A 26635-nucleotide genomic window follows, 5' to 3' on the forward strand; every position below is an offset into this window, starting at 1 on the left:
TAAACAGCCTAAGCATGCAAATCTAATAGCGCCAGCTTAACCAGGCCCTGCATGCTGATTGAAAACCCAATAACTAAATACCCACCCGCCCCCCTTAAATACACGGCCAAATCAAGGCTAATCGGCATAGCGCACACGAGTCTCCAATGGCTGGCGGAGCAAGCGATATCAAGCTAGGATTAAAAAGGTGCCGTATGGCATCTATAACTTAAAACTAAGATAAACTGAGCTTAAAAAACTGAGCATTTAACTCTGTTAGCAATATCAACATGAGAGTGGTCAATGATCGTTATCACAATAAAAAAAATAGTTATACTCGCCGCCGCTTTCTGCTTACCCTCCTTTTTTCTATACGGGCAAGTACCTGACTCTCGGTGCGCCAACACCATTAAAGTCGGCTTTAATGATTGGCCACCGTACGCCTGGCTGGACAATGTTGGCAAGGTTGTTGGCCTAGATGTAGACATGTTAACCCTAGTTGCAAAGGACCTCGGCTGCGAACTCGAATTTATCCGGATGCCAGTCAAACGAGCGCATCAAATGATGAAAACAGGGACACTAGACATGATGATGGGTGCCAGTTACACCCAAGACAGAACCCTTTACGCCGACTTCTCCGACACTTATCGCAATGAAGAGGTGAGGCTATTTGTTAGAGCCGAACAAGCCTCTCATGTCACCATTGAACAATGGCAGGACATTTTCAGTAAAAAACTAAAACTATTAGCGCCTGGCTATGGCTGGTATGGACAAGACTATTTAGCCACGAAACCTGAATTACTTCGCCAAGAACTATTGATTATTAGCCCCAATAGTAAGCAATCGGTGCAGATGTTAGCCTATGGAAGAGGTGATGTTCTGATTGGCGATGCGATATCACTGCCCTATATTGCCGCCCAATCGGCGGGACTCTCCATTACGCCTCTACCGCTGATTGTCGACAGCAATCATATCCACTTTATGGTGAGTAAGAAAACCACTCACTCTGGCCTATTAAAAGAGGTTAACCAGTCAATTTTGAATTTATCAACACGTGGGGCATTTGCACGAGTGGTTCAAAAATGGCAGCACGTTTCGGTCGCCAATACGCGGACCTTGCCTAGCGCCTCCCAGAAAGTCGATGACACCAATGGTGCAATGAACTTGAGCAGTCACAGCACACTCAGTCGATAGTATCGCTTATGGGTTAACCTGTGTGCGGGATTAATCGTCCTCTTAAAGAGCTTGTCCAACAGCCCTTAAGCTGCAGCAGGCAATGTATTCCATATCCTGCCAGCTAAAAGACTAATATTTATGTTTGCAAAACAAGCATTGCCGATATATTGTGCAATGCCAGACTAAAGACTTCGTTTTTAAAGGAATCATAATGACGTCATGCACGACTTGTATTCGAGCTAACCGCTGCCCACCTCAGGGCTAATTCAGCTTATTTAGCTAATCGATAGCTAATCCACAAGTTTAAAGACAAGACTCTGTAACGATAGTGCCATGCATTCGCTACAGCTTGCCTATCTGTGCATTTTTTTAGAGAAGGTCATGAGAGCTTCTCGAGGATTCATTATGAACATTGACACGCTTATTGTGTTTGCAGGAATTGTATTTTTAATCGCTATTGTCCCCGGCCCTAACGCGCTTTTGGTGCTATTTACGGCACTCACCCGTAGTCGTACTTTGGCCTTCAGTAATATATTAGGTGTCAGCAGTGGTTTTATGGTGCATGCCTTTATTTCAGCTCAAGGGTTAAGCCTTCTACTAAGCCAATCAAGCTGGGCATTTTTAATGCTCAAATATGTCGGGGTGGCCTATCTGACCTATTTAGGGATAAGCAGTATCAGAGCAGGCTTAACCACTCAGGCTATAGCGATGTTACCCACCGATAACCGAGAAACTGAACAAACAGATAAGAGATATTCCTCGTTATTAAGCCATTTCACAAAGGGCTTTTTAACGAATATGCTTAATCCCAAAATCATCCTTTTTTACCTATCTATTTTTCCACAATTTGTGTCAGTAGAGTCGGTTGTGAGCGACAGTTTACTGTTAGGTGGGATTCAATCAGTTGTGGTTTCAAGCTGGTTTTTAGTGGTTATTATGCTGGCGCAGAAGTTTAAAGCCTTGCTTAATCACGTTAAAGCGGCAAAGGCCATTAGATACCTCACTGGTGGAATATTTCTTGGTTTCGGTATAAAGCTGGCCAGCACAAAACTCTAAGTTAATTAGCAACTAAGGTAGCCGTATTGCCTTAGTTGCTAAACGCCAGATTTTAAAACTATTTATCTGCAGATCGCATGCTTATCCTGATGTAAATCGTGCCCAACACCTAGGTAGCAAACATATTTAAAAACACCGACTACCAAGCCTCGGCATTAAAACGTGCTTCCCTGGCTTGTGCTAGCGTACATTGAGTCACATCCATAAGTTCTGCCAACGTAATATTAGGACAGCGCTCAATAAGGCGAGCAAGCTTAGCGGCTAAGGGTTCAAGCTTATCTGCATGCTGCAATAACGCGGCCGTTAACTTTCTCACTAGGTAACCCATGTCTGCATTGTGCGCCCTCTGCAACTGCGCAGCAAAAGATTGAACATCAACAGCTCCGCCCACAAGCTGCCAATGCCTAGAGCGACGTACACGCTTAAGGGTGCAGTAATTTTGCAGTGCCATGATTTGAGCTTGCTTAACCTGCTCCCGACCGATGCGATGGATAAGCGAGGGCAGCGGTACGGTAATCGCTTCATTCATTGCTAGGCCAACTCTGAGGCTAAGGGTTAAAAATCGTAGCCGCCATTTTTTCAGTCAGAAGCTAAAAAAACAAGTGAAGAATCCCGCTCAAACTAAGCTGCAATTTTATACGCTATGACTGTTTTATCTCTTTATTAACTGGCATTAGCACCTGCCATTTTAAGCAATAACTCATATTCAAACGGTATTATGTAACTAGCAGGTACTAAAGTGTGTTCTATCGCAGCATTTCTGTCAGAATTAATCGCTATCATCTGCACTAGGCTACAAACGGTTAACTTATCTCAAGGAGTATTTATGTCCCTTAGCCATCAGCAAAAAGTGTACATACCCAAGGACGTTCGCAGTAACCAATACATCACGGCGGAAATAAAAGTAACTGACGCGTTACTGGCTCATTACCCAGACTACAAAACCTGTTATAAGACACTCAGCCGTGAGATTTTTAATCTTGCAGATCAAGAAGATGTTCGTAACATCCATGTGATCACTAACGACAAACTCCCCGTTGTTCGTTTCCATACTGAAGCCTACTGTTTCCCCACGGCTGAGCAGATCATCTTTTTCTACAATCCTGAGTACCATGAAGCACAAACCCTACATAGTCAGGATGATTATCGTGCTCGCAAAATCCGCATCGTGTTCTTGGCGACAGGTGATGAGATCCGCAGTAATTCGGCTAGCTTCCACACTAAGGTACAAGACTTCGTTGCCAAACTCGTACCACAGCTGCCAGAAACCGAGCTGACGATCAAAATTCGCGATCATCAACACCTCTCTTATGATCTATTTGCTAAAGCAAAAGGCAACAAAGAAACCTATGGCTATAAGCTACGCGCTATCGGTCGCAGGTATAAAGCAAGAAACTGCCCGATCCCAGAAGACCATGGTTCAATCTGCTATGTCACGGTTAAACTTCCATTAAGCCGCACCCTCAAGCAGGCAATACTGCCCGAGCACACCACCGACTTCACTCCCCTGTATCAAAAGCTGGAAGATGCCTTTGTCCAAGCCGCGTCGGCGAAGCAGCTCAAACGCATTGCTATGGTGGCTAACGGCTTAACACCGCTTGTACGTAACAGTAAATACGATCAAGTTGAAGGTACGGATGAGGTACAAATGCTGGGGTTTGACCCTAACCTAGAAGAACAACAATTTGTCAGCCATTGGGATGGTAAGCACTTAGTCGAGATGGTCAGCTTTACCATAGTCGCAGGCAAAAAAGATTGTAAAGATGCAGGCTTTGGCCGCTTTATGAATCAAGTAGAAGATGCCCTCAAGGGTTTCACATCGGCACTCGCATTCGATAAAACACGAGAAAGCCTAATTGTTAGGTTCCATCAGCATATTAGCTACCATAGCCATAACAATACAAACAACTAAGTCGATACAGACAGCTTAGTGCTGCAATCCGAAACGCCCTGACAAAGCAGGGCGTTTTCTTGTATTGGTGAGTATAAATATGTGACGGGGATAATTTGGTTTTTACCGCTTAAAACAGCGCCATCCGTCACCTTAAGCAATGTGCTTTTATCACAGAAAAAAATGACTCATGCACAACTCATTTTGCATCACTCTCGCCAGTGCACTGGCTTGCTCAATGTTACCAATGACAATGGTCAACGCATCCCCTGTGGTTGTGTTTGACCCTACTTGCCATGGCAATGTTATTCACACACAACAAGAAGCCAGTCGTGACTTTAACTATCTCGAGTTTCAACGCAATAACCAAACATGTCAGTTAAAAGGTAAGATTGGCGGCGAACATCAAACCTATATTAATGTCCTCGGTTTTGCTGGTGATCAATTTTCAGTATCTTTAATTGAACCAGTGGAGCAACCAGGTTTTACCATTTCAGGTGAGGGATTAAAGGTATTACCAACTGCAGACAAAACATTTCAGGTGATTGAAATTGAAGCGAGGCAAACCTTCTTTAGCATCGAAGTTTTTGGCTATCCTTACGCTGAATATAAGATGATAATTCAAAAACACTAAATGGATTCGCTGCGCCCAAAGTGCCCCTCATGATTAAGGAAAACATCAAATGGATGCTATCAATCAACTACTAGCACATCAATTCGAAGAGGAGATTTACCACAGCGATGGCTATGGACACCTACAAGTGCAAAGCACAGCGACATATGACTTTGGCTGCGCCCCTGCCGAGCTACTCGACCAGATTGAACAGACAGGCCAGTGGCAAAGGTTTTTTCTTTCCATAGCTGAGCAGCCCGACAGCTGGTTACTCGCATTATCAAACCATCTCCCTTTGGGTAAACCCTACTCAATCAGCATCTTGGTTGAATTATTACAACGCCTACACAGTAGAGACTCTCGCATGATTTTGATTCAAGAGTCGCCAATGTGGAGCTGGCGCAGCCAACATATTCTGCAACTCCAGACTGTACTTAACATACTGCAGAAGCTAATTGATGAAACAACTCCGGCCCAGCAAAGTAGTGTGGAATCGAACGATTTTGGCTATGAAATCGAAATATCGATGCTTAATGACATTGCGCTGAAGTTAGCCAACATAAAAAAGCGATCAACACGCCCAGTTAGCCAATAGATGTAAACTGAAGGTTATCAAAAAGAGTGCGATAAAACGCGTCACTATGTGCAAGTGCCGTCAAACAATATGACTTAAGCAAAGATATAACATTCTTTAACAAACAACTTGAAGTGTTGCACCAATAAAATAGTCTCAATGGTAGCGAAATTGCTGACAACCATAACTGATTGTCAGCAACGCCTCAGTGGTTAACTAAGGCGTTGCAGCAGTTTACAGGCCGTTTTGGTATTGCAACGAGGTCGACTCTGGCACTAATCGCTCCAGCATAACGCTGGCTTCACGGTGGCCATTAAGCAGGGCGTCGAACTGCTTAATTAACTCAACTTTGTCTGGTGACTGTCTGTCACCCGCACCAATATTAGTCAAATCAATCATAAAGCCATCAAACATCTCACCTAGATCATCAATAATGTCCGTATTTAAAAACTGATCTTGGTTATAAATGCTTGGATAACCCGCTTTTTGCTTATCGATAGCAAACGAATCGCCTTTGAGGTTTTTAATGCTGGTCGACTTATCGCACGACAACATACAGCCATTATCGATACGAGGTTTTTCACACCCCACGCTCTGCTGAAAGAAACACTGACGACTGGCCATCAATAAAATCGGGTGATAGATGCTATAGAGCATTTTAAAGTTATCAGGCCTTGCTATCTGCTTAATTTGCTGCCTATTTATCTCATTCGAAATAAAGGCGCCACCGCATTCAAATCCTTGCTTGAGTGCCAGTAACGCAAAGGAGTTAGTGGTATTTAAGAATGGTCCAGCAAGCCATTTTATGCCCAGTTGCTGTGCATGGTAGGCAATACCTGTGTTATTAGTAACAATCAGCTTTGGCTTTACTTGCTGCAAAATATTTAGCGCAACGTCAAAGTCCTTGCCAATTAGCACTGGCGGGAACCAAGGAATTAACCTAGGGTTTTGCAACAAGAAATCGACATACTTAGTACAGCCACGCTTATAGGCATCGGGTAGCTTAAAGTAGATATCACCATCAGTCACATCCGCCAGGGCGACATCCTCCTCATCACATATCAGTAGTGACAGCTCTATCGCTTGTCCCGCAGGCTTAGGGGAGTGTTCAAGCTTAGGTAATGGCACTTCAGCAATCACAGCAACATCATGGTTCAAATAAGCAAGCAGCGCATTTTTAAGCGTAGTAATTTCGCGATATGGAATACTTAAGCCATTGGTTAGCTGCTCAGTATCAAGCTCCATCAATTCATAGTTGGCGTTATTGATGTTTTTAAAGCGTTTTTCAATCGCTTCCTTATCAACACTTAACTCTTCACTCGGTCGCATCAAGCTTGTGGAACTAAAGCACTTGGTTACCGTTCTAGTACTGGCTTCGTCTCCAGCCACAAGACTATCACTTTGCTCGGTTGTCACGGTTAAACGTAGCGGCTCACCTTGTTCACTGGCAAAGCACAAACGAAGCTTTATTTTATCGATACTCAAGTGGGCAATTTTTTCATCCACTGAGGCATTGATTTCCTGTTTGTCTAACTGCAATTGCTGCTTAGCATCGTGGATCTGTACCACAGAGATCGACTCGCCTTTTTCGGCTTTGAGCTTATCAACCAAATGATTTTTAGAATTATCACGGGGATTATCGATAAACATCGACTGGTTTAAATCACCACGCAAAAACGCATTAGTAAAATCGCGGTTAAATACCTTATATAAGCGCTCACCATCTTGGGTGAGCTCGCCAGTTTCAACATAACCATCAATCTGCTTACGAAAGCTATCAATCACAGTATGAACATAGCTAGCCCCTTTAATACGGCCCTCCACTTTAAAGGAGTAGACCCCAGCATCAATCAATGCGGGTAAGTCGAAAAATGCAGAGTTATCTTTGATATTTAATGGAAAATTATGCCCTGACTCGGTCGTTTCATACTCTTCGCGGCACGCTTGGCTGCAACGCCCACGATTACCAGAGTTACCTGCACTGGCCGACGTTGAATAGCAAAGACCCGAAAATGCGACACATAATGATCCATGCACAAACACCTCTAATAAGGTGTCATGCTCCTGTCCCACTTTGGCTAATGCCGTGATCTCCCGCAAATTAAGCTCTCGCGACAGGTTTACCCGGCTGGCACCAAGTGCTTTCAAAAATGGAATTTGCCCCGCATTGTGAGTTGTTAGCTGCGTCGATGCATGAATATCAAGGGTCGGAAAATAGTTACGCAATACATACAGTAAGCCCAGATCTTGTACAATCACACCATCTAGCGTGGTATTAACCAACTTATTTAAAAGTTTAAATATGGTTTTAAACTCTTGCTCTAAGATGACAATATTGAGGGTTAAGAAAATTCGACAATCATATTGATGGGCAAGTCTGATGATCCCCACAAGTTGATCGAATGAAATATTAGCGGCGCGATTGCGGGCATTAAAGGTATCCAAGCCACAATACACGGCGTCTGCACCTGCAATAATGGCGGCTTTAATAGCATCAATGTCGCCACCCGGCGCTAATAATTCAATCTTGGGTTTCATCACGGTAAGCAGGTCTCTGTAAACATTAAAGCGGGAATGGTACCCGTATATTTTGCCTATTAATATCGCTAAAGTAGATTAAACATTAGCAAACTCGTAAATAAGTCACCTAGGAATAGTCTATAAAATGAATAAAAATAATAATTTACCTATCATCTATTCCCTAAGAAACTGCCCCTTTGCCATGCGTGCTAGAATCGCAATTTATAAATCTCAGCAGCCAGTACTGTTGCGTGACATCGTATTAAAAGACAAACCCACCGAGATGTTAGTCGTATCACCTAAAGGCACAGTCCCCGTATTGATCACCCCAAATGGCACTGTGATAGAAGAGAGCTTTGAAGTGATGTTGTGGGCGCTTAGCATGAGCGATCCCGACGATCTGTTGTGCTCGGGTGATGATGAGATGCTAGCGAGCATGCAAACCTTAATCTATCGATTTGATAATGAGTTCAAGCGCTGCTTAGAAAACTATAAATGTGCTAAACGCTACAGCGAAACGAATATCATCGAGTGTCGCCAAGCTTGTGAAGTCTATATCGCCCAACTGGAGCAATTGTTAACGGCGCATCAATACCTGTTGGCCGATAGAGAGAGCCTTGCCGACATCGCCTTGCTACCATTTATCCGCCAGTTTGCCCGCGTCGAGCGCCAATGGTATCTGCAAGCTCCTTATCCCCATGTTCGCCAATGGCTTAACCGCTACTTGCAAAGTAAGATGTTCAGTAAAGTAATGACAAAGCATCAATTGTGGCTACCTAATCGTAGCGATCTTCTGTTTGGTGGGTGAAATGATATAACGATCGTTTATGTCTCAAACTTGGTGCCGTCTCTATAAGGCTAACTTTTGCTGAGCTAGCCACGTTAATTTCTTGAGCCTAAGCGCAGTATTGCCTACAATGACGCACGCTTTATTCACTACAGACAACGAGCATGAACGACACAACATCACAACCAGCCTTACCGGATCGCCTTTCAGTTAATCCACGTAGCCCACATCATGTGGCTGCCATTTTTGAACACGACATTGGTATTCGCGTTAATGGCAAAGAACGTTTTGATGTGGAAGAGTATTGCATCAGTGAAGGTTGGGTCAAAGTCCCTTCAAAATCCTTAGACCGTCGTGGACAACCACTACTCTTGACCGTTAAAGGCACCGTTGAAGCGTTTTACCGTTAAGACAAATGGTCCTTAAAGTCTAAAAAGGCGAACCTATGTGTTCGCCTTTTTAATGCGTTTTTACCCAGACTTAGGCTTACGAATCGACAGCACAGCCACCACAGCGATCAGCAATAGCCCGCCCATAATCAAAAACACATCGTTGTAGGCTTGAATATAGGCTTGCTGCGTCATCGTTTGTCCCAATAAGGCTTGCGCCTGAGCACTGGCAGTAATGGGGTCAGATCCCGCAGACTGCAGCATATTGGCACTTTGCGCCAAGTAATCTTGGGCATAACTACTCACCGCAGGAATAGACTCCTTTAAACGTGCCAGATGGGTACGCGCTAAGTTATCGGTCAGTGTTGCCACCAGTGCAATACCACAAGCGCCACCAAGATTTCGCATCACGTTCAACACGGTCGAGGCAGAGGCATTCTCTTCCGCTTTAATATGCATGGTCGCTAGTATGCCAATGGGCACTAAAATAAACGGCTGCCCCAAGGCCCTTATAATTTGCGAAGCAATCATCTGCTGGCCAGCAAAATCTGCGGTCATATGACTATTCATGTAATAACTAAGCGAGAACATCGAAAAGCCAAACGCGGCCAGATAGCGCCCATCGAAACGCTTCATCAGCTTGGGAACAAATGGCAAGACTAAGAGTTGGGGAAAACCCATCCACATGATCACCTCCCCAATTTCTAACGGGTTGTAATTATGTATCTGCGACAGATAAAGTGGGATCATGTAAATCGCGCCAAACAAGCCCATACCCAATAGAAAATAGGCCAAAGTGGAAATAGCAAAGTCGCGTTGCCCAAGCAGTCGCAAGTTGACCAGTGGGGTTCGATGGCGCAGCTCTATCCAAATAAATAGTGCAATATTCACGGCAGCGATAATGGCTAAATGACGAATCAAGTCTGAACCAAACCAATCCTTACGATTGCCCTCCTCAAGCACCACCTCTAAACACCCCATCCCTAGTGCCATGGTGACAATACCCGCCAGATCTACATTTTTAAGCTTGTCCCACAAAACTGGCTTTTTCTCTAACCCGTAGGCCAGCATTGCCATCACCAACAGACCTGGTGGCACATTAATGTAAAACAGATAATGCCAGCTAAATTGCTCAGTTAACCAACCACCCAATGTTGGGCCAATTGAGGGGGCAAAGGTGGCTGTGACCCCAAACAGCGCCATACCAATGGCACGCTTATCATCGGGTAAGAACTCTAGGATCAGTCGGAAAGCTAAAGGAATTAACGCGCCGCCAAAGAAGCCTTGCAGAGCCCTGAAGGCGATCATCGACTCAAGGTTCCAAGACAATGAACACAGCACCGAGGCAATAATAAAGGCAGAGGTTGTCCACAATAGGTAACGACGTGTCGATAACCCTGTGCTTAACCAGCCAGATAGTGGAATCGCTATCATCTCAGCCACTAAATAAGCGGTTGCTATCCAACTGCCCTCTTCTAATGTGGCCCCGAGGCTGCCTTGGATCTCTTTCATCGACGCATTGGTGATCTGAATATCCAGAATCGCCATAAAGGCACCAATTAGGCCACCAAACACCGCAATCCAAGCTCGGCGACTGCCCCGCTCGAACCCTTGCGGTTTAACCACTTGCGAAGTAACGTCTCGACTTCCAGCATCAAGTGCCGATGCGTTTCCCATTGAGGTATTGGTACTGCTAAGAGTGCTCATCCTAGCGACTCAAGTTAGCCGTCAAGGTCGACACTTCAGCCACAGAAGTATCAACATCCACCACCGCACTTAATCCGGGGACAACTCTTGCGGCATCAGCGCCTTGCTCTGTCAGCGGCAAACGAATACGTACCGGAATACGTTGTACAATTTTAGTAAAGTTTCCGGTGGCATTTTCAGCCGGCAATAAACTAAATTTGGAGCCGGAAGCCGGTGACAGACTATCGATAACACCTGTAAAGGTTTGGTCGGGAAACGCATCGAGACTAACCTGCACCGGCTGGCCAGGCTGCATATGCTGGATCTGCGTCTCTTTAAAGTTCGCGGTGATCCACACAGCCCCATCCGGAACCAAACTGTATAACGCTTGGCCTGGTTGCACATACTGTCCAACCTTTGCACCACGCTTACCTATGATGCCAGAAAAAGGCGCGGTGACCCTGGTATCGTTAAGTTGAATGTTGGCCAATGTCAGGCTTGCTGTGGCTTGATCTACGTCAGAGTCGGCTTGTGTCAGTTGCGCATTAAACACCGCTAATTCACGCTCCTTAGCGACTAACTGCGCTTTAGCTTCATCTAAATGCGCATTAGCTGAGTCAAACCCAGCTTGCAACTCATCGACATCATCTTGAGAACTATAGTTACTGGCTTTCAGCTTTTGTGCTCGGCTCAACTGCTGTTGTGCTCGAACCCTGTCAGAAACCGCGGCCACTACGCCAGAGCGTGCTTGGCTTATTAGCGCTTGCTGCAGATCGACCTTAGCGACTAAGGTTTGCAAGTTCGCCTTAGCGCTTGCCAATATTGCTTCACTCTGGCTCACTTTCGCCACGAATTGACTATCTTCAAGCTGCGCTAATAACTGTCCAGCCTCAACATGTTGATTATCGCTCACATTAGCCAACACCACATACCCCGGCACTTTGACGCTAATATTAGAGATGTCGTTTTCAACATAGGCGTTGTCAGTCGATTCGGTAAACCTGACTAGCGTCCACCAGTAATAGCCCATTCCAACCACCGCAGCGAACAGTACAGGGACAACAAACACCATTTTACTTTTGGACATATTTGACTCCTAGATTTGTTAAACCTATTGTACTACTGTCTCACCAGGTTTATTAGATAGCTAAAATTCAACCAACTGTTTCACAGGTGTAACAATCATGGATCTCAATCGGGTACAAATTTTCGCGCAAGTGGTTGAACAAGGTAGCTTTACAGGTGCCGCCAAAGCACTGGGCATCACCAAAGCAACCGTCAGTAGAAAGGTCGCCGAACTGGAAGCGGATGCCGGAGCGCAATTGCTGTTTCGCACCACGAGAGCACTAAAGCTTACCGAGGCGGGGTCGAGCTATTACAACCGGATCAGTAAAATTTTGGTCGACTTACAAAACGCAGAAGACCAGCTCAGTGCCAATCAGGAGATCATCAAAGGCAACCTAAAAATTGTCTGCCCCATTGAACTGGGCCAGTTATTTTTGGGCCGTATTTTTGCGCAATTCTTAGCGGCTTATCCCGACATCACTATCGACGCCGAGCTGACCAACCGTAAAGTGGATGTCATAGAGGAAGGGATTGATATACTTTTTCAAATCACTGAAAGCAATGACGCGAGGCTACAGCAATATGAAATAGTCAATGCCCATAAAGCATTGATGGCTAGCCCAACATACTTGGCTAAACATGGCACCCCAACGGTACCGCAAGACCTTGCCCAACATACCGCGATTAAGCTGCAATCGGCACATATCGATGGTAGCTGGAAAATCTTTGATGGTAAGCAGTGGGTGGCGATGGAGCCCAAAGCACAACTCACGGTAAACAATGTCACTTTAGCGCGAGAAGCCGCTATTGAAGGGTTAGGTATCACCGCTGTGCCCAGCCTTATTGCCCAAGAAGCGTTAGAAAAAAAACTCTTAATACCCGTATTAGAAGATTACCCAATGCTGCAAACCAAGGTCACTGTGAGTTTTCCACAGCGCGCTTATCTGCCCCGTAAATACCGGGTGTTTATTGAGTTTCTCTATGCCGCCGTGTTTATGCGCTGGCAAGATCGTGTACTTCAAGTGCCTGACTTTGTGACCCCAAAAAGCCATACAGCAACACAAGAACCGTCTTAAAACCATAATAAATACAGGACAATAGGACAGGTTTCCAGGTTAAAAATGGCGCCATTAAGGCGCCTTGTTAACCCTATTAGCTCATTAGCCGTTTATTGAGCCGGGCATCATCTTGCACCCGACGATACAGTTTACTTAAGCTTTTACCATGAGCACGTTTCTGCGCAATGCTGGCACCATTAAGCGCTTGTTCTCGTAACAGCTTTTGATAGCTTTGTAGACGACGCATGTCGAGTGTACCGCTCTCCAATGCTTGCTGAACCGCACATCCTGGCGCTTGCAGATGCTGACAATCGACAAAACGACATTGGGTTGCTAGATCAACGATATCGCTAAACGTGTGCTTTACCCCCTCTTCACAATCAGCCAATTGCAACTCACGCATGCCTGGCGTGTCGATTAACAAACCACCAGCATAAGTGAAGTGCAGTGAGCGTCCCGTTGTGGTGTGGCGTCCTTTAGCATCCTCCTCTCGAATACCCGATGTCACCTGTTGCTGCTGACCCAATAGGCTATTAACTAAGGTAGATTTACCGACCCCAGATGAGCCGATTAAAGCCACAGTCTTGCCTTTTTCTGCGTAACGGTTAAGTACCGCTGTGCTGTCGGTATCAAGGGCATTAACCGTCTCGATTAGCAAGTGGGCATTAAACTGCCTTAACTGCTTAATGTAGATCTCTATGTCGTCGCAGAGATCCTGTTTAGTCATAACCACAACCGGTGTCACACCAGCTTCATTAACCAAAGCCAAATATCGTTCGATACGGCTCAAATTAAAGTCTTGGTTAGCTGACGACACAATAAAAACCCAATCAAGGTTAGCGGCGATTAACTGCTGGTCGACTTTGCTGCCAGGGGCTTTACGGCTAAATAACGATTGCCGTTCTAGCCGTTTCACAAATTGTTGCTGCGCATCCAATACCAGCCAATCACCGACAGTCATCGAGGGAAGTTGAGTATGTATCGCCAGTTGCTGCGTGCCACAGGGTGAAATGAGTTCGTAGTATTGCCGATGGTGCGCCACTACGCGTGCTAGCGTCACCTTGTCGATATCGATATCCACTAACTGTGTTTGGAAATAGCTGTTCCATCCCAATTGACTTAGGGATAACGTCTCTGTGACTGCGTGAGCAGCTACAGATGCCAAGTTTGAATTGGTGTTTGTTGATGTTTTAGTTGCGCGTATAACGGCAAAACGATTGGATTTTGTCATAATGACCCCAGCGCAAAGCGCCTGAATATAAAATTCTGGGATACTTAAATAGGTAAGTTCCCGGTATAGATGCGATGAACTACCGGGCAATGCAGCGCCACATTGCGTTGTCTAAAGACAAGCAATAAATGTGGGTTATTGTGCGAATGTTGCCCAGTATAGGGAAACAACAATCATCAAATTCTCCTTCTCATTGAGTGAATAGCTAAAGTATAGAGCTAGCTTAACGGTGACTAATTTATCACCAAAGCGACTCATGGGCTAGCATAAAGCCAACTCCTCAGAAGATTTCTGCTCGCGCTGTTGGTTTGATCACAAATGATCCCAATCCATATAAGAGTGTGATCGACTCAGCGTATTGTTGGCAATTAATGCAAGGCGAATAGATGATAGAATGGTTACTCACTTGTGAAGCTATTCAACACCGGAGTAGGCAGCCAAAATACGTCTAGAAGGCGATTTTTACCACATCCGATGTAGTCTTTACGAGATTAAACTCGGTTCGACTATGTTCCTCACTCGTTGCAAATAACAAGAGCGTTGTGAATGTCTTTAATGCACGACTAAAGGGGTTTAGGATTTAGGATAACGCATGGAGCGCTTACCGAGGATGCTAGAGCCGAGGAACAATTAAAAACCTGGCCTCAGACGCGCTAAACTCTCGCTAAGCGATCAGATCTTTATACTGATTGGTATGAGTTCATTGAGTGGGCATGAATGTCGGTGACCTACCACCAAAAAATGGGAGGGTGCTCATATCTTTAAGTAACTGACTTTGCTACCTTGGTGTTGCAATATTGTTCTCAAGTTGTAACTCACGAATGGGGTTACTTTTTAGGAGAGGCATGTGACAAGATCACTCTTCATACTTATCGCATTATGCTTAGTGACTACGCTTTCCGTGAGCGCAAAAGCGCTTAAGTTTGCCGTTGTCCCTAAATATTATGGTGTTTTCTTCGATCAAAGTAAAAATGGCTGTCAAGACGCAGCGGCCCAAATAGACGGGGTCGAATGTATTTATCGTGGCCCAGAAGTCGCGAGTGTCAGAACCCAAGATCAAATCATAGTACAACTTATTAATGAAGGCATTGATGGGATTGCCGTGGCTGTCACCCAATCAAAATTTTTAGCAGAGAACTCGCTCAAGAAAGCGCAACAAGCGGGCATACCTATCGTTACCTACGACTCTGACTTTGATGCCCTCACCCAAGCCAAACATGAACATCTTCGTTTAGCCTACATAGGTACCGACAACTTTGAGTTTGGCAAGGCCCTGGGTGTACAGCTAAAAACATTGAGGCCCAATGGTGGTACATTGATCATTCAAACAGGTAGACCTGACTCACCCAATTTAAATTTAAGAATCATGGGTATACGCTCAGAACTCTCAGCGAAAACCTACGACGCACCGCCTGGTGAACAACTTAACAACGACAATGGTTGGACTGAAGTAAGAGAACCATTTTCCAATTTTGACCAGTTAACTCAGGCCGTTAAGCAAATGGAATCGGTAATGAGAGGTAAACCAACCAAAGCGAATTCTTTTGTTGCTGTAGGAGGATGGCCACAAAACGACGCAGACCTGTACCGTAAAATGATTGCCCCCTACCAAGCCAAACTTGATAATAACGAGGTGGTGGTCGTGATCTCTGATGCCGCTCCACACCAATTAACCCTACTAAAAGACCGTCTCGCCCATATCAACGTGGGGCAAAACCCGTATGAAATGGGTAGACAAGCTATTCTTACCCTACATAAAATCGTCACGCAGCAAGCCTATGACCCAGTCATCTACACACCAATGAAACTTTGCACCCCAGAAAACTATGCCACCTGTGGCAAAAGCTCCCCAAAAGTGCCTATCAGTGATTAGTTGACCAGAGCCACACGGCGGCTATAGCGCTGGTTAAACTTAAACGAGCTCATGCTCAAGGTGCGCGCCGCATCAACCCAACCAACAATCATCGGCACTAATGTCCAACAAAATACCAAGTACATACTGCCCTTTACATAATGGCCTAAATAGAATTGATGTAAGCCGAACACCCCAAATAACAAGCCAAACCAAATTGTGAGGGTTTGGTTTTTAATGTGCACGTTAGGGTCGATGCCAGCAAGCGCTTCTAATCCTTGGCCCGCATGGCATTGGGGGCAGATCGCCACATTAAAACCGATCCTCTGAGCGCACTGCGAACATTGCACGTCTATATACTGCGAAAATGGGGCGTGATTCTGGGGCATTACAAACTCCTGTGTCATACACAAATAAAACCACTAATCAAAAGCTGCTTGAGACTTTTGATAAATATTAGGCCACACATTATGCGTACAAGTGTTCGCTGAAATATAGGTGTGTAGTTCACATTAATAAAATAAAAGGCCCAAAATCGAAGACCCTGTATGTCTACTAAATCGCTCACCTCACAGAACCATAGTCGTTATGAATAAATTTAGCGTGCTTTACCCAGCGACCCACTATATTGTAATTGACTTAATTAAAGTGAGCTTAATGATGTGATGATGGGTGCGCACAGCTTTGATGACAAAATTAAAGCGGGCAAAGTGAAAATGGAAGGCGACAGCCAGGTGATTAACGATCTAATGAGTTCATTAGTGACCTTCACCATGGCATTTGAGCTACTACCTGGCACCTTGCCAGACACAGCCAAGTAACTCGAAAGCCACACACCACAATTTGCGGTTTCCGGAAATGCTAAGCTCGGCACAAAGTCTAAAATGAACAATACCACTGATTACCATCAGTGGTATTTTTTGCCCCAGCGTCATACTGTTATCCATCGTACCCCACATCAGTCCCCCTTACAGAAGCTTAAAATTCTAGCTATTGAAAAATAGCCAAACTCGGCCTATTCTTGTTGGCACTAGCAAAGGATGCTACAGCCAATACACATTACCTCATCGCAAGGATGCAATATGGATTTAGTTCAATTGATATTAATCGCCCTTGGTTTGGCGATTATGCTTATTGTTCCATTTATCGCCCGACTAATCAGCCCCAGCAATGACAACAGCTACACTTATCGCAAGCACAAGGCGCTATTTTCGCCTGCCGAACGCTCGTTTCTTGGGGTGCTAGACCAAGCGATTGGTGACCAGTATCGCGTGCTTGGCAAAGTGCGTATCGCAGATGTGATCACGCCCCAAAAAGGCATGAGCCGCCAACACTGGCAGGGAGCCTTTAATAGAATATCCGCCAAACATTTTGACTACCTGCTGTGTGACAAAGAGAGCCTGAACGTAGTTGCTGCGATTGAACTTGACGACAACAGCCATCAACGCGCTAACAGGCAGCAACGCGACCAACTGATCACCGACGCCTGCCTCACTGCCGAGCTACCACTGATACGCTTTAGCGCCCAGCGCAGTTACCATATCGATAAGGTGCGCAACAGCATCCACACCAGCTTAAAGCCGCTTGTTGCGACTAAGGCCTCACAACATATTAATCAGGCCACTATTTAACGTCAGCACGAATTGAGAATTCAACCTCTGGCAGGCAAAAGCAATCACTACCCCATGCTATTTCGAGGTTGCTTTCTCACTGTTCTCCATAGAGAATAGCGCCTAGATGAAGTGATAAATACCGCATAGGAGCGCCAACGACATGATGACAAAATGGGCGATACGTTTTTTACAGATGGCAGAGCTCGTCGCATCTTGGAGTAAAGATCCCTCCACCCAAGTGGGTGCAGTGATCACTGAGAACAATCGCATCGTCTCTTTAGGTTTTAACGGCTATCCACATGGTATCTCTGATAGTGCTGAAACCGATAATCGTGAGATGAAACTACTTAAGACCTTGCACGCTGAAGAGAATGCCATTCTCCATGCCAAACGCGACCTCAGTAGCTGCGAGATCTGGGTGACTCACTTCCCCTGCCCTAACTGCGCAGCCAAAATCATTCAAACTGGTTTGCGCGCTGTCCACAGCCCACAGCCTAGCGAAGACTTTTTATCGCGCTGGGGCGATAAGATTAAAGTTAGCCAAGATATGTTTGAACAAGCTGGCGTCACCGTCGATTGGATGCAGGTCGACGCAGCACCAGCAGAATAGATCTGCTCACCACCTTATCGAAACAAATAACTCATGAACTGGGCTAATGGATTTAGCCCACGTTAATCTAAGGAAAGATAATAAAAACAAGATCTCATACCGCTATCGAGGTTAAGTAGCCACTATTCAGATAAAGCGATAAGACAGTGCTGCTGGCCAACAGCATTCGCCACTGCTATTAGTCTCGCCTTTATCCCCTGCTCTATACCAACGCCACCCCGAGCCAAATCATCGACTGCGATAAAAGCCGTGGTCGTTAGCTTGCTGCTATCATTTTGGTAGGCATAGCCTGGCTCTACCACCCAGCGTTTTGCAAGAGCGTCCGCAGCGCTTTCTTCACCCTTTTCATTCTTCACCTGTGTATCCGCATGAGTGCCAGCCTGAGTGCCCGCTGGTGCGCTCGTCAAATGCTCGGCTTTCTCTGCTAACGATCTCACCAAGATAAAGTCGAAAGACAAGATGAAATCTTCATTACTGTACCAGTCTGCTTTTAGGGCCTGAAAATTGAGCCACATCTCAAGCTGGGCCAACAATGGCTTAAGCGAACTGGAAAACTGGCTATCGGCCGTGATGGTAATAGGAAACCCTTGCTGCATAGTCTCTTTGCCTGTGGTTCTGCTGCTCGGCATTTAGCTATCGAGCTGGTTAATACTTGTTATCTGTAGTGAAAGTCCTTGCTATAAGCGGTTGCGCTAAACGCCTTACTGCCGGCGATTAACGTCAAGCATTTACCGAGCTCGAGTCTTTACTGCGTTTATGCTGGTACATGCGTTTATCTGCAAGCGCCAGACATTCAGATTGATTGGTGCTTTCCTGGGCATGCGCGATACCATAGCTAATGCCTGATTGCGGCCATTTAGCCTGTAATGCATGTTCACATTGCCTGATTAGCCGCTCAATGTCAGCAACCGCTCCCCCCATATCCTTAGGTAAATGGTCTTTCAGCAACCACACAAATTCATCACCGCCAGTGCGATACACTTCGCCTTTATGGTCCAGTGCATTGGTCATGGTTTTAGCCCCATAACACAAAAAGGCATCGCCCTGATCGTGGCCGAGTTTGTCGTTAATCTGTTTAAACCCATCGTAATCGATAAACGCAATAATGTACTGTTTATCGACTTGGGCCAGCGCTTCGCTCAGCGCGTAACGATTGCCGATGTGAGTGAGCGGGTCAATTCTGGCCTGATAGTAGGCACGAGAGTAGTCTTGTTTCTTTTGCTGCAACCAAGCCGCCAAAGAGAGGAGTATGCAAAAACAATCGCCTGCTAAGGCCAACAGCACCACCAATTCGGCGTGCAGTTGCCCAGTAATGATGTTGCTATGAGATAAAATATAGTAAAGCAAGGACAGGCCATATAAGAGGTTACCAAGCAGATAATACTTAGCCCTAAAATCACGATACATCAGCATTTTATAGCCAATAACAATGGCCAGTGGCACCCAAAGTAGTGCGATGATATGGGAAATAGCAAAGGCAATTGAAAAGCTTAGCAGCGGCATGGCTAAGCCAAAAGCCAGACAGATAATAGATACCCCATTGAACAGTTTTGCCAAGTTTCTATGCAAGGTGTCGAGGTTAAAGAGTAATTTCGTAAATTGACTAGCAGCGGCGATGGCAAAGGGAAATATCACCATACCAAGATAGGTGGTATTGATGTGTTGGAGATTAAACAGATCGTCAATTAAACCAGAAGCCGCAGCCCAGCCTAAACCATGTAATCCAATGTAAGCCGAACAGGCAAGCGTAACCACTAGGCGCGTTTTGATATACAAGGTTAAAGCAATGGCCGCCAGTGTGAGCATGATAGCTATTGAAAACAGGGTCACCGCATTGGTAATAAATTGCTTCTGAAAAAAGCTGCCGCTGTTAATAATCTCAATCGATAGCGGCAATGCGTAATGCTCCGCTTTAATGTAAAGCCATAGGTAACCACTTTCTTGCTGGCTCAATGCAAGTTCAAACGCCTGATTGTGCATTAATTTAGGCGTGTCGATATCTTCATGCTGTGAAAACTTTATCACACCGGTATTTGCGTATTGATCTGACTGCCAAAAACCAAGCCCTTTATCGACAAAATTGGCGTTGATTCTGATAAACCAGCTGGCAGCCCGCAGTGTCTGACTAGAGAGTTGAAGGCGTGCAACATAGGCCCCAGACTGGTTAGCCAACGAGGTTTTAATGGGGGTTGCTGATTGATATAAACCTTGCATCGCAGCGATGGACGTTGGCACGGAGTGAGACTGGGCATCCACAGCACGCCAAATATCAATATCTTGTATGGCGATATCTGTCGTCGCTGAAAGTGGTTGAGCCACCCCAGCAAAGCTTAGAAAGGAGAAAGAGATCGTCGCCATCCAGAGCAACATCAATGCTAATACACGCTTAATTGCCATGTTGTCCATTTATGCAAATCAGTATGTTGCAAGCCTAGCATAATTGTGCAAGTTCGCTGTAATGTTTAACAGCAAATCGTGCCGTAAAACAGCCAGATGTGTGGCTTAAGCGGTATGACTGAGGTTTTCGCCGCGTAGTTGACTCCAGTCAATGAGCAGCGAAAATCTCAAACTGAGGCAGTATTATCAAGCCCAAGCAATAATTACTCGTAGTCGGAAGCGTAAGTCTCTTGATACGTATGCGAATAAAGCTCAAACAAGTTACCAAATGGGTCTTCTAGGTAAACCATTTTCGCTTGCTTGCTATCATCTTCTGGGTGGTAACGCATGATGTCCATACGCACTTTACCGCCAAACTCCTCAGTGCGCGCGATGGCCCCTTCAAAGTCATCGGTTTGCAAACAGAAATGGAAGATCCCCAAACGAGAGAAATCGACTTCGTGACGCTCTGCACGTTGTTTCATCTCAAACAGTTCAACACCTATGCCATCTGTGGTGACCAGGTGCGCAATATTAAAGCCTTTAAAGCCTTCGCCAAATACGGCAATACACATTCTGCCAATCGCGGTTTCGCGCTCTTCAATGACTTTGGTGTTGTCCATCACTATGTTAAGACCTAACGCTTTAGTGTAAAACGCTACCGCGGTGTCCATATCGCCAACCATAATACCTACGTGATTCATTTTCATAATATTGCTCCACACTCTGAGATGAGATAACTCGTTTGTTTTGACTGACATCTTTAACTAACCCGTCATTTGACTGAGTTGGTCGCTTCAATTCACCAGCCGTTTCGATGAGTGAAGTATATGGAGCAAGAGTGATTACGTAAAATTATCAATAATTATGATTATAAGTACGTTTTGTTATTATAATTCTAAATATAGCTAATATCAGCTAACCGTGAATAGCCTTTGAGTCTTGATGATGTTATCTGTTTGCGGTGTCGCGCTTTGCCCAACGCCGTTTAATCCTGCATGTCGATGATGGCTTGGTCCCAATGGGGCGGTGAGCCATAGTACCCCTCGATAAAATCGATAAAGCACCTCACCTTATTGGGCAGTAGCTTTCTGTGGGCATACACCGCATACAAACCTACAGGCTCTGGCGCTAGCTCAGGCAATACCTCTACCAGGTCGCCACGGCAAATAGCTTCGCTGGCAATAAAGCTAGGTTGTAGCACAATTCCCCCTCCAGCAATCGCGGCCCCCACCAACACATCGCCATTATTGCAGTGAAAATCGCCATTCATCTCGCTGTTTTTCTCGCTTAGCCACTTAAAGATGGACTCTTTGCCGGCCATATCCATATAGCTGTAATGCAAGTAGCGGTGATACTTTAGATCTTCAGCTTGGCGTGGAACGCCATGTTTTTTTAGGTACGTAGGCGCTGCACATAACATTAGCCGGATGGGAGCTACTTGCTTAGCAATCAAGGATGAGCTTTTGAGCTGCCCAATACGCAACACAATATCGAAACCTTCCTCAACGACATCGACTTTACGATCGTTAAGCTGCAGATCGACACTCACTTGAGGGTACTGTAATTGAAACTCAGTGAGTAGCTGACTGAGATGCTTTATTGCAAAGGATACTGGCGCACTGATACGCAGGGTTCCTTTGGGGTTTTGTTGCAGCCCACCTAATTGGGCGTCCATCTCATCAATGCTTAACAGGATCTGCTGTGCATGCTGAAAATAGTACGAGCCTGCTTCAGTCAGGCTCACTTTACGTGTCGTTCTGTGTAGCAAGCGTACATCAAGGCTCGCTTCTAGCTTAGACACGTATTTACTGACCAACTGCGGTGATAGCTGCATGGCAGTCGCCGCATTACTGAAACTGCCTTCGGTCACAACCGAGACAAAGGCACGCATAGCGTCAATTCTGTCCATTGGCCTCCCTATTAACAACGTTTTGTTGGTAATCAATCCCAAAAATCCATCTTACTCTTGCATTATGTTGATAGTAAAGTGTGCTCATCCCAAGGCGGGAACCAAATCAACTCAATTTAATAAAGGGCACCACCATGAACACATCACGATTAAACAAACTATTTGTATCCAACGCAGGGCTCGCAGGCTTAATACTTAGGGCACCCATTGGCTTAATCTTGGCTGCCCATGGCGCACAAAAACTGTTTGCTTGGTTTGGTGGCTATGGCTTAGAGGGCACAGGGAAATGGATGGCAAGCATAGGAATGACGCCGGGCTATTTGATGGCGTTATTGGCTGGCAGTGCTGAATTCTTTGGTGGCTTAGCCTTAGTATTAGGCCTGGTCACTCGCCCTGCGGCAGTGGTCGCCGCTTTCACCATGTTAGTGGCGATATTTGCAGTGCATATTGGCAACGGGCTATTTATGTCAAACAACGGTTATGAATATGCGTTAACACTTTTAGTCGCACTTGTTGCGGTCACTGTTCAAGGTAGCGGCTCTTTTAGCCTTGATAACCTTATTGCTAAAAAGCTTAACCGCTAGGCCATCTCACGTATCGACAACATCGCCCAGTCGCGGCTTAGGCCGCGCCTAAATAATCACTCAGTGGCTAGGGTGATATCGTTTGGAGACAAGTATGAGCAACTTTAATATCGCTTTCATTTCCCACGGTGGTGGTCCAATGCCGTTACTTGATGACCCTCATCACAGCGAGCTGGTGGTCTATCTAAAGTCCTTGGCTAGCAAATTGGTGCGTCCCAGCGCAATTTTAGTCATTAGCGCCCATTGGGAGGAATCAGTCGCGACAATCACCGCCGGCCCGCATCCTAAAATGATCTACGATTATTCAGGTTTTCCGCCTGCTAGCTACCAGTTGCAATACCCAAGTCCTGGTGAGACTGCGTTGGCACAACAAGTACAGAGTGCGTTACAAAGGTCAGGTATCGAAGCAAAACTAGATAGCCAACGCGGATATGATCACGGGATGTTTGTGCCATTAACCTTGATGTATCCAGAGGCCGATATTCCCGTTATCCAGTTGTCATTGGTCAATACCCTCGATGCCGCTCAGCATCTAAACATAGGCAAAGCATTGCAGGCCCTTAATCACGATAACTTACTGGTCATTGGCTCAGGTTTCTCTTTTCATAATATGAGAGCGTTCTTTGCCCCAAACACTGAAAATAGCCAGCTGAAAAATAAAAAGTTTGAGCATTGGCTACAAACAACTTTAAGTGATAAACAGCTAACTGAGGCGATGCGAACCCAAGCAATGACAGACTGGCTCAGCACCCCCAATGCCCGATATTGTCACCCCCGCGAAGAGCACCTGCTGCCTCTTCATGTCTGCTACGGCTTAGCTGGCCGCCCCTATGATGAGCATCAAAACGTCACCATCTTAAACAAGCAATCGAGCTCGTTTGTGTGGCGCAGCCAAACAGCAAGTTCACCGAGCTAAGGCTTGGGTAAGCCGTTAATTTTTAATGGCTTGGCTTGATTTCTTTTTAGGATAATTTTTCGAATTAAACTGTGCAGACGATGGCGTTGAGCAAGCCATCAAAGGTTAGATAAAGCTATAAAACGTAAGTAGACAAAGGTGTGTTGGCCTTGGAATGAAGGTGTTGGCATTTTTGTGGTTTAACATTTGGCTGAATTAGTGTTGGTAGAGTGTCTTTGAAATTTGTATCTTCACTGTAACTAATCGCCTGTCCGGCGAGGAAATGTGCAGATACTGCTGCTACACGCCGTGAATCCATCCTTGGAGGCTCGACGATGGCATCCCTGCCATCAACGTCCGCAGCCGCATCTGCACCGAGTTTTCTACCTCTTCGATTTGACCTTGTGAGAAGCTTTTGGACAGAAATTGGTTAGAGTCAAAGCTCTTAAAGTGATGATTATTATTAGGGAAAGAATGGCAAGCTGATATACGGTAACGCTTTGCTAAGGGGCAATTGACTGTTGGCTAAACTTGCGCGAAGCGCAAAGCCAACTGTTAATTGTCCCAGTGAGTTTACGAACGAACTTGAGCAACTTGTTATAAGCCATCTTTAGCGCCATGCGTAAACAGTAAAAATTTAGGGGCATAACCTGTAAATACAACATGCCCGGACATATATGACATACCAAACGTCACAATGCCTAAAAGCCAAATAATATGATCATATGGTTCAGTGAACGCAAAAGTAACCGTAGCTAAAATAGCAAAGAATGAAAGTACAAAGATGAAACCCGCGAGTACCCTAAAAGGTGTTCTAACTTTGGCTAATTGTTCCCTCGGTAAACTCATATATTCCTTTGGCTTATAACGCTTCAAACATCGGATTGGTGAAGTTGGCGACTTTTTTGGAACAAAAAAGATGACAGCTTTGCCAAGTCCGAGTGCTTTGACTTGTTATACGCTTTGCTCACGATTCACCATCATATGGTTTTAAGTCAGCAAATTCATAAATGTTTTTGACATATTCTTTGCCATTGAGGTCACACGCATAAGCCTGAACTTCTAGCTGCATATTTTGCGCGATGTATATGTCGGTTCTTAGCTCGGAAAATACCGAAACATCTAACTCATGCTGGGTTAGAAGCTGCGGAAGCCAATCTTTGTAATATTCAATACTTTTTGTGATTCGTTCGCTGAATAAAGGGACCACCTTATTTTCTTGATATAGCCAATAGATAGAAACCTTTGCGCCATTGGCTTTAACCGCTAACTCTTTCAGCTCTTTAAATACAAACTCACCATCAACGTAGTTCTCGAAGCTCACATAAGAGTGGCTTAGGTTATGTGATAATGATTTGATGTTCTTCAATTTCATAATTGCGTATAACGCCGCATTAAGCGGACAAAAATTGCGGGTTAAAATGTGTAGCGAAGCGAAACGTAACCCACTGTTTTTGTTCCGTTTAAATGCCTTGTTATATTTTTATTCTTGCTCGCTAGTGTATTTCTCAATAAATTCAGATAAACCTTCAGCGTACAGATTACAAGACATAGATTCGTGATCTGCAAAACCAACTGAAAATTCCGTTGAATTTAAATTTGTTACATAATAATCACCACAACCATTTTGCCCAATTATAAAATAATGCTCAGGCCACTTTTCACCAAAGTAACCTTCTTTTCTTACGGTATTATTTTCTTCTATAATTTCATCTGCATCATCTAACAACCCAAAATCTTGAGCATCTGTTTCTAACAATTCAACAGGATAATTAGTCACGATATCAACATAACAAGGTGGTAATTGTATATTTGTTCTTTTTTGAATAAGTTCGATGTCATCCAATGTCATGCGACCCCCTTAAAATATAACATTTTATTAGTGCGCATGCGCGTTTACCTCGTTGGACCAGTGAATACGCGCACAGTTAACTATCTGTATACAATGAACTTATCAGCATTTTGCTAAATATACCATCTGGAAAAACGCGCATGCGCGTTTTCCAAACCTATTATCTACTTGGCGAATAGCATAAGCGATTAATTTTAAAGCAATTTATTCAAACCAAAATGAGAAAGCGCGCACGAATACAGGATGAAAATTGTTCAAAATCCTGATGATTTGAATATGACTGTATAGTTATTCAGTTTTTGGTTGGGAAGTTGTGAATTACATCTCGCTGGTGTAGCGATGAAAATTGCCAAGCCAGAAAGTCCGTTAGGTACTGATCCACCGACAACGTGTTAACTCATTTTGGGGTAAAATCAAGTCAGTTTTTTATTCCCCCTTCCGACATCCGCCCAATCGAAGAGACGTTGAGATACCGAGTGTAGATACGCCGGTGAGCTTCCGAAACAGGGATGTTTCGGCAGAGCCTAAAGGGACTTATTCACGGCGTCTCACAGGCGTATCTGCACATCCCTCGCCGGGCAGGCGTTAGATGGCGATAAAGATATGACCTTCACGCACACACCCCAATAACAATGAACCAAAAGAGAAAATGTAACCAGCCTTCACTCGAAGGCTAACAAGTTTTGGGGCAAAACTAAGTTAGCTTTTAATGCGTTATTAGTCCCAAATGAAGCAAAATCGAAGAGAGAAAATAACCCAGTGTAGATGCAGCTGAGGGTATCGAAAACATGGCCAAAAATGTTCCCGACATTTTTCGGCATTCCCTACTTCCATGTAGGTCAGATGTTTTCGTTAAGCGGCCAAGGATGGCGCAAAGCGTCCCGAAGCAGTATCTGCACATAAGCCTGCTGCAAGC

26 protein-coding genes are annotated in these 26635 nt (G+C 45.0%); 14 read left to right on the forward strand and 12 right to left on the reverse strand.

What is annotated here, in order from left to right; genetic code table 11:
• Window positions 1-282: 282 nt before the first annotated feature.
• Both BEL05_RS14585 and BEL05_RS14590 read left to right on the forward strand, forming a co-directional pair.
• Window positions 283-1173: a substrate-binding periplasmic protein gene (locus tag BEL05_RS14585; RefSeq protein WP_051413138.1), complete on the forward strand. Its 891-nt coding sequence runs from the start codon at window positions 283-285 to the stop codon at window positions 1171-1173.
• 387 nt (window positions 1174-1560) lie between these two features.
• A complete protein-coding gene (locus BEL05_RS14590; protein ID WP_069671608.1) occupies window positions 1561-2211 on the forward strand; it encodes a LysE family translocator in 651 nt (216 codons plus the stop codon).
• Window positions 2212-2350: 139 nt separating this feature from the next.
• On the opposite strand, the gene BEL05_RS14595 is transcribed toward BEL05_RS14590, so the two are convergent.
• Window positions 2351-2740, reverse strand: coding sequence for a ribosome recycling factor family protein (locus tag BEL05_RS14595; protein ID WP_069671609.1), 390 nt, complete (start codon window positions 2738-2740; stop codon window positions 2351-2353).
• Window positions 2741-3037: 297 nt separating this feature from the next.
• On the opposite strand from BEL05_RS14595, the gene BEL05_RS14600 reads away from it, so the two are divergent.
• From BEL05_RS14600 to BEL05_RS14610, 3 genes are all read left to right on the forward strand, one after another.
• Window positions 3038-4123: a DUF3083 family protein gene (locus BEL05_RS14600; protein ID WP_028764322.1), complete on the forward strand. Its 1086-nt coding sequence runs from the start codon at window positions 3038-3040 to the stop codon at window positions 4121-4123.
• Window positions 4124-4292: 169 nt separating this feature from the next.
• A complete protein-coding gene (locus BEL05_RS14605) occupies window positions 4293-4736 on the forward strand; it encodes a hypothetical protein (RefSeq protein WP_139151893.1) in 444 nt (147 codons plus the stop codon).
• Between the two features lie 49 nt (window positions 4737-4785).
• A complete protein-coding gene (locus BEL05_RS14610) occupies window positions 4786-5310 on the forward strand; it encodes a hypothetical protein (protein ID WP_028764324.1) in 525 nt (174 codons plus the stop codon).
• Window positions 5311-5523: 213 nt separating this feature from the next.
• On the opposite strand, the gene BEL05_RS14615 is transcribed toward BEL05_RS14610, so the two are convergent.
• A complete protein-coding gene (locus tag BEL05_RS14615; RefSeq protein WP_069671610.1) occupies window positions 5524-7827 on the reverse strand; it encodes a peptidase U32 family protein in 2304 nt (767 codons plus the stop codon).
• A 127-nt stretch (window positions 7828-7954) separates the two neighbouring features.
• Between BEL05_RS14615 and BEL05_RS14620 the strand changes: the two genes are divergently transcribed.
• Window positions 7955-8617 (forward strand): glutathione S-transferase, encoded by a 663-nt coding sequence (locus tag BEL05_RS14620; RefSeq protein WP_069671611.1) that lies wholly within the window; start codon window positions 7955-7957, stop codon window positions 8615-8617.
• Window positions 8618-8760: 143 nt separating this feature from the next.
• Entirely contained in the window at window positions 8761-9006 is a 246-nt protein-coding gene (locus BEL05_RS14625) for a DUF3297 family protein (RefSeq protein WP_028764327.1), read from the forward strand.
• Window positions 9007-9066: 60 nt separating this feature from the next.
• Here BEL05_RS14625 and BEL05_RS14630 read toward each other — a convergent pair whose 3' ends face one another.
• Both BEL05_RS14630 and BEL05_RS14635 read right to left on the reverse strand, forming a co-directional pair.
• Window positions 9067-10662: a DHA2 family efflux MFS transporter permease subunit gene (locus BEL05_RS14630; RefSeq protein WP_139151899.1), complete on the reverse strand. Its 1596-nt coding sequence runs from the start codon at window positions 10660-10662 to the stop codon at window positions 9067-9069.
• A 31-nt stretch (window positions 10663-10693) separates the two neighbouring features.
• Window positions 10694-11758: an HlyD family secretion protein gene (locus BEL05_RS14635; RefSeq protein WP_069671613.1), complete on the reverse strand. Its 1065-nt coding sequence runs from the start codon at window positions 11756-11758 to the stop codon at window positions 10694-10696.
• Window positions 11759-11855: 97 nt separating this feature from the next.
• Between BEL05_RS14635 and BEL05_RS14640 the strand changes: the two genes are divergently transcribed.
• Window positions 11856-12812: a LysR family transcriptional regulator gene (locus BEL05_RS14640; RefSeq protein WP_139151894.1), complete on the forward strand. Its 957-nt coding sequence runs from the start codon at window positions 11856-11858 to the stop codon at window positions 12810-12812.
• Between the two features lie 76 nt (window positions 12813-12888).
• On the opposite strand, the gene rsgA is transcribed toward BEL05_RS14640, so the two are convergent.
• Window positions 12889-14025: a ribosome small subunit-dependent GTPase A gene (gene rsgA / locus BEL05_RS14645; RefSeq protein WP_083250364.1), complete on the reverse strand. Its 1137-nt coding sequence runs from the start codon at window positions 14023-14025 to the stop codon at window positions 12889-12891.
• 847 nt (window positions 14026-14872) lie between these two features.
• On the opposite strand from rsgA, the gene BEL05_RS14650 reads away from it, so the two are divergent.
• Window positions 14873-15898: a substrate-binding domain-containing protein gene (locus BEL05_RS14650; protein ID WP_069671615.1), complete on the forward strand. Its 1026-nt coding sequence runs from the start codon at window positions 14873-14875 to the stop codon at window positions 15896-15898.
• On the opposite strand, the gene BEL05_RS14655 is transcribed toward BEL05_RS14650, so the two are convergent.
• Window positions 15895-16266, reverse strand: coding sequence for a TM2 domain-containing protein (locus BEL05_RS14655; protein ID WP_037428771.1), 372 nt, complete (start codon window positions 16264-16266; stop codon window positions 15895-15897). The genes BEL05_RS14650 and BEL05_RS14655 overlap by 4 nt on opposite strands.
• Window positions 16267-16539: 273 nt before the next feature.
• Here BEL05_RS14655 and BEL05_RS20785 point away from each other — a divergent pair, with 273 nt between their 5' ends.
• The 3 genes from BEL05_RS20785 (at window position 16540) to BEL05_RS14665 (ending at window position 18100) form a co-directional block, all read left to right on the forward strand.
• Complete coding sequence (locus tag BEL05_RS20785) at window positions 16540-16698, forward strand: alkyl sulfatase C-terminal domain-containing protein (protein ID WP_139151895.1); 159 nt, start codon at window positions 16540-16542, stop codon at window positions 16696-16698.
• A gap of 261 nt (window positions 16699-16959) precedes the next feature.
• Window positions 16960-17508: a DUF2726 domain-containing protein gene (locus BEL05_RS14660; protein ID WP_069671616.1), complete on the forward strand. Its 549-nt coding sequence runs from the start codon at window positions 16960-16962 to the stop codon at window positions 17506-17508.
• Window positions 17509-17650: 142 nt separating this feature from the next.
• Entirely contained in the window at window positions 17651-18100 is a 450-nt protein-coding gene (locus BEL05_RS14665) for a dCMP deaminase family protein (RefSeq protein ID WP_028764335.1), read from the forward strand.
• 122 nt (window positions 18101-18222) lie between these two features.
• On the opposite strand, the gene BEL05_RS14670 is transcribed toward BEL05_RS14665, so the two are convergent.
• The 4 genes from BEL05_RS14670 to BEL05_RS14685 all read right to left on the reverse strand — a co-directional run bounded on the left by BEL05_RS14670 (window position 18223) and on the right by BEL05_RS14685 (window position 22388).
• The gene (locus BEL05_RS14670) at window positions 18223-18729 is read right to left on the reverse strand and encodes a hypothetical protein (RefSeq protein WP_245687003.1); all 507 of its coding nucleotides are present in this window, start codon (window positions 18727-18729) and stop codon (window positions 18223-18225) included.
• 91 nt (window positions 18730-18820) lie between these two features.
• Window positions 18821-20497 (reverse strand): sensor domain-containing diguanylate cyclase, encoded by a 1677-nt coding sequence (locus BEL05_RS14675; protein WP_175427349.1) that lies wholly within the window; start codon window positions 20495-20497, stop codon window positions 18821-18823.
• Between the two features lie 203 nt (window positions 20498-20700).
• Window positions 20701-21186, reverse strand: coding sequence for a VOC family protein (locus tag BEL05_RS14680; RefSeq protein ID WP_028764337.1), 486 nt, complete (start codon window positions 21184-21186; stop codon window positions 20701-20703).
• Between the two features lie 278 nt (window positions 21187-21464).
• A complete protein-coding gene (locus BEL05_RS14685; RefSeq protein WP_069671618.1) occupies window positions 21465-22388 on the reverse strand; it encodes a LysR family transcriptional regulator in 924 nt (307 codons plus the stop codon).
• A gap of 134 nt (window positions 22389-22522) precedes the next feature.
• On the opposite strand from BEL05_RS14685, the gene BEL05_RS14690 reads away from it, so the two are divergent.
• Both BEL05_RS14690 and BEL05_RS14695 read left to right on the forward strand, forming a co-directional pair.
• Window positions 22523-22972 carry a DoxX family protein gene (locus BEL05_RS14690; protein WP_069671619.1) on the forward strand — a complete coding sequence of 150 codons (450 nt, stop codon included), beginning with the start codon at window positions 22523-22525 and terminating at the stop codon, window positions 22970-22972.
• A gap of 94 nt (window positions 22973-23066) precedes the next feature.
• A complete protein-coding gene (locus BEL05_RS14695) occupies window positions 23067-23888 on the forward strand; it encodes a DODA-type extradiol aromatic ring-opening family dioxygenase (protein WP_069671620.1) in 822 nt (273 codons plus the stop codon).
• Window positions 23889-24834: 946 nt separating this feature from the next.
• Here the strand turns inward: BEL05_RS14695 and BEL05_RS14705 are convergent.
• Together BEL05_RS14705 and BEL05_RS14710 are read right to left on the reverse strand one after the other, a co-directional pair.
• Window positions 24835-25242: a hypothetical protein gene (locus tag BEL05_RS14705; RefSeq protein ID WP_069671622.1), complete on the reverse strand. Its 408-nt coding sequence runs from the start codon at window positions 25240-25242 to the stop codon at window positions 24835-24837.
• Window positions 25243-25350: 108 nt separating this feature from the next.
• Window positions 25351-25719 (reverse strand): SMI1/KNR4 family protein, encoded by a 369-nt coding sequence (locus BEL05_RS14710; RefSeq protein ID WP_069671623.1) that lies wholly within the window; start codon window positions 25717-25719, stop codon window positions 25351-25353.
• Window positions 25720-26635: the final 916 nt, after the last annotated feature.

Origin of the sequence: Shewanella colwelliana, assembly GCF_001735525.1 — a bacterium.
In the GTDB taxonomy this organism is placed as follows: domain Bacteria; phylum Pseudomonadota; class Gammaproteobacteria; order Enterobacterales; family Shewanellaceae; genus Shewanella; species Shewanella colwelliana.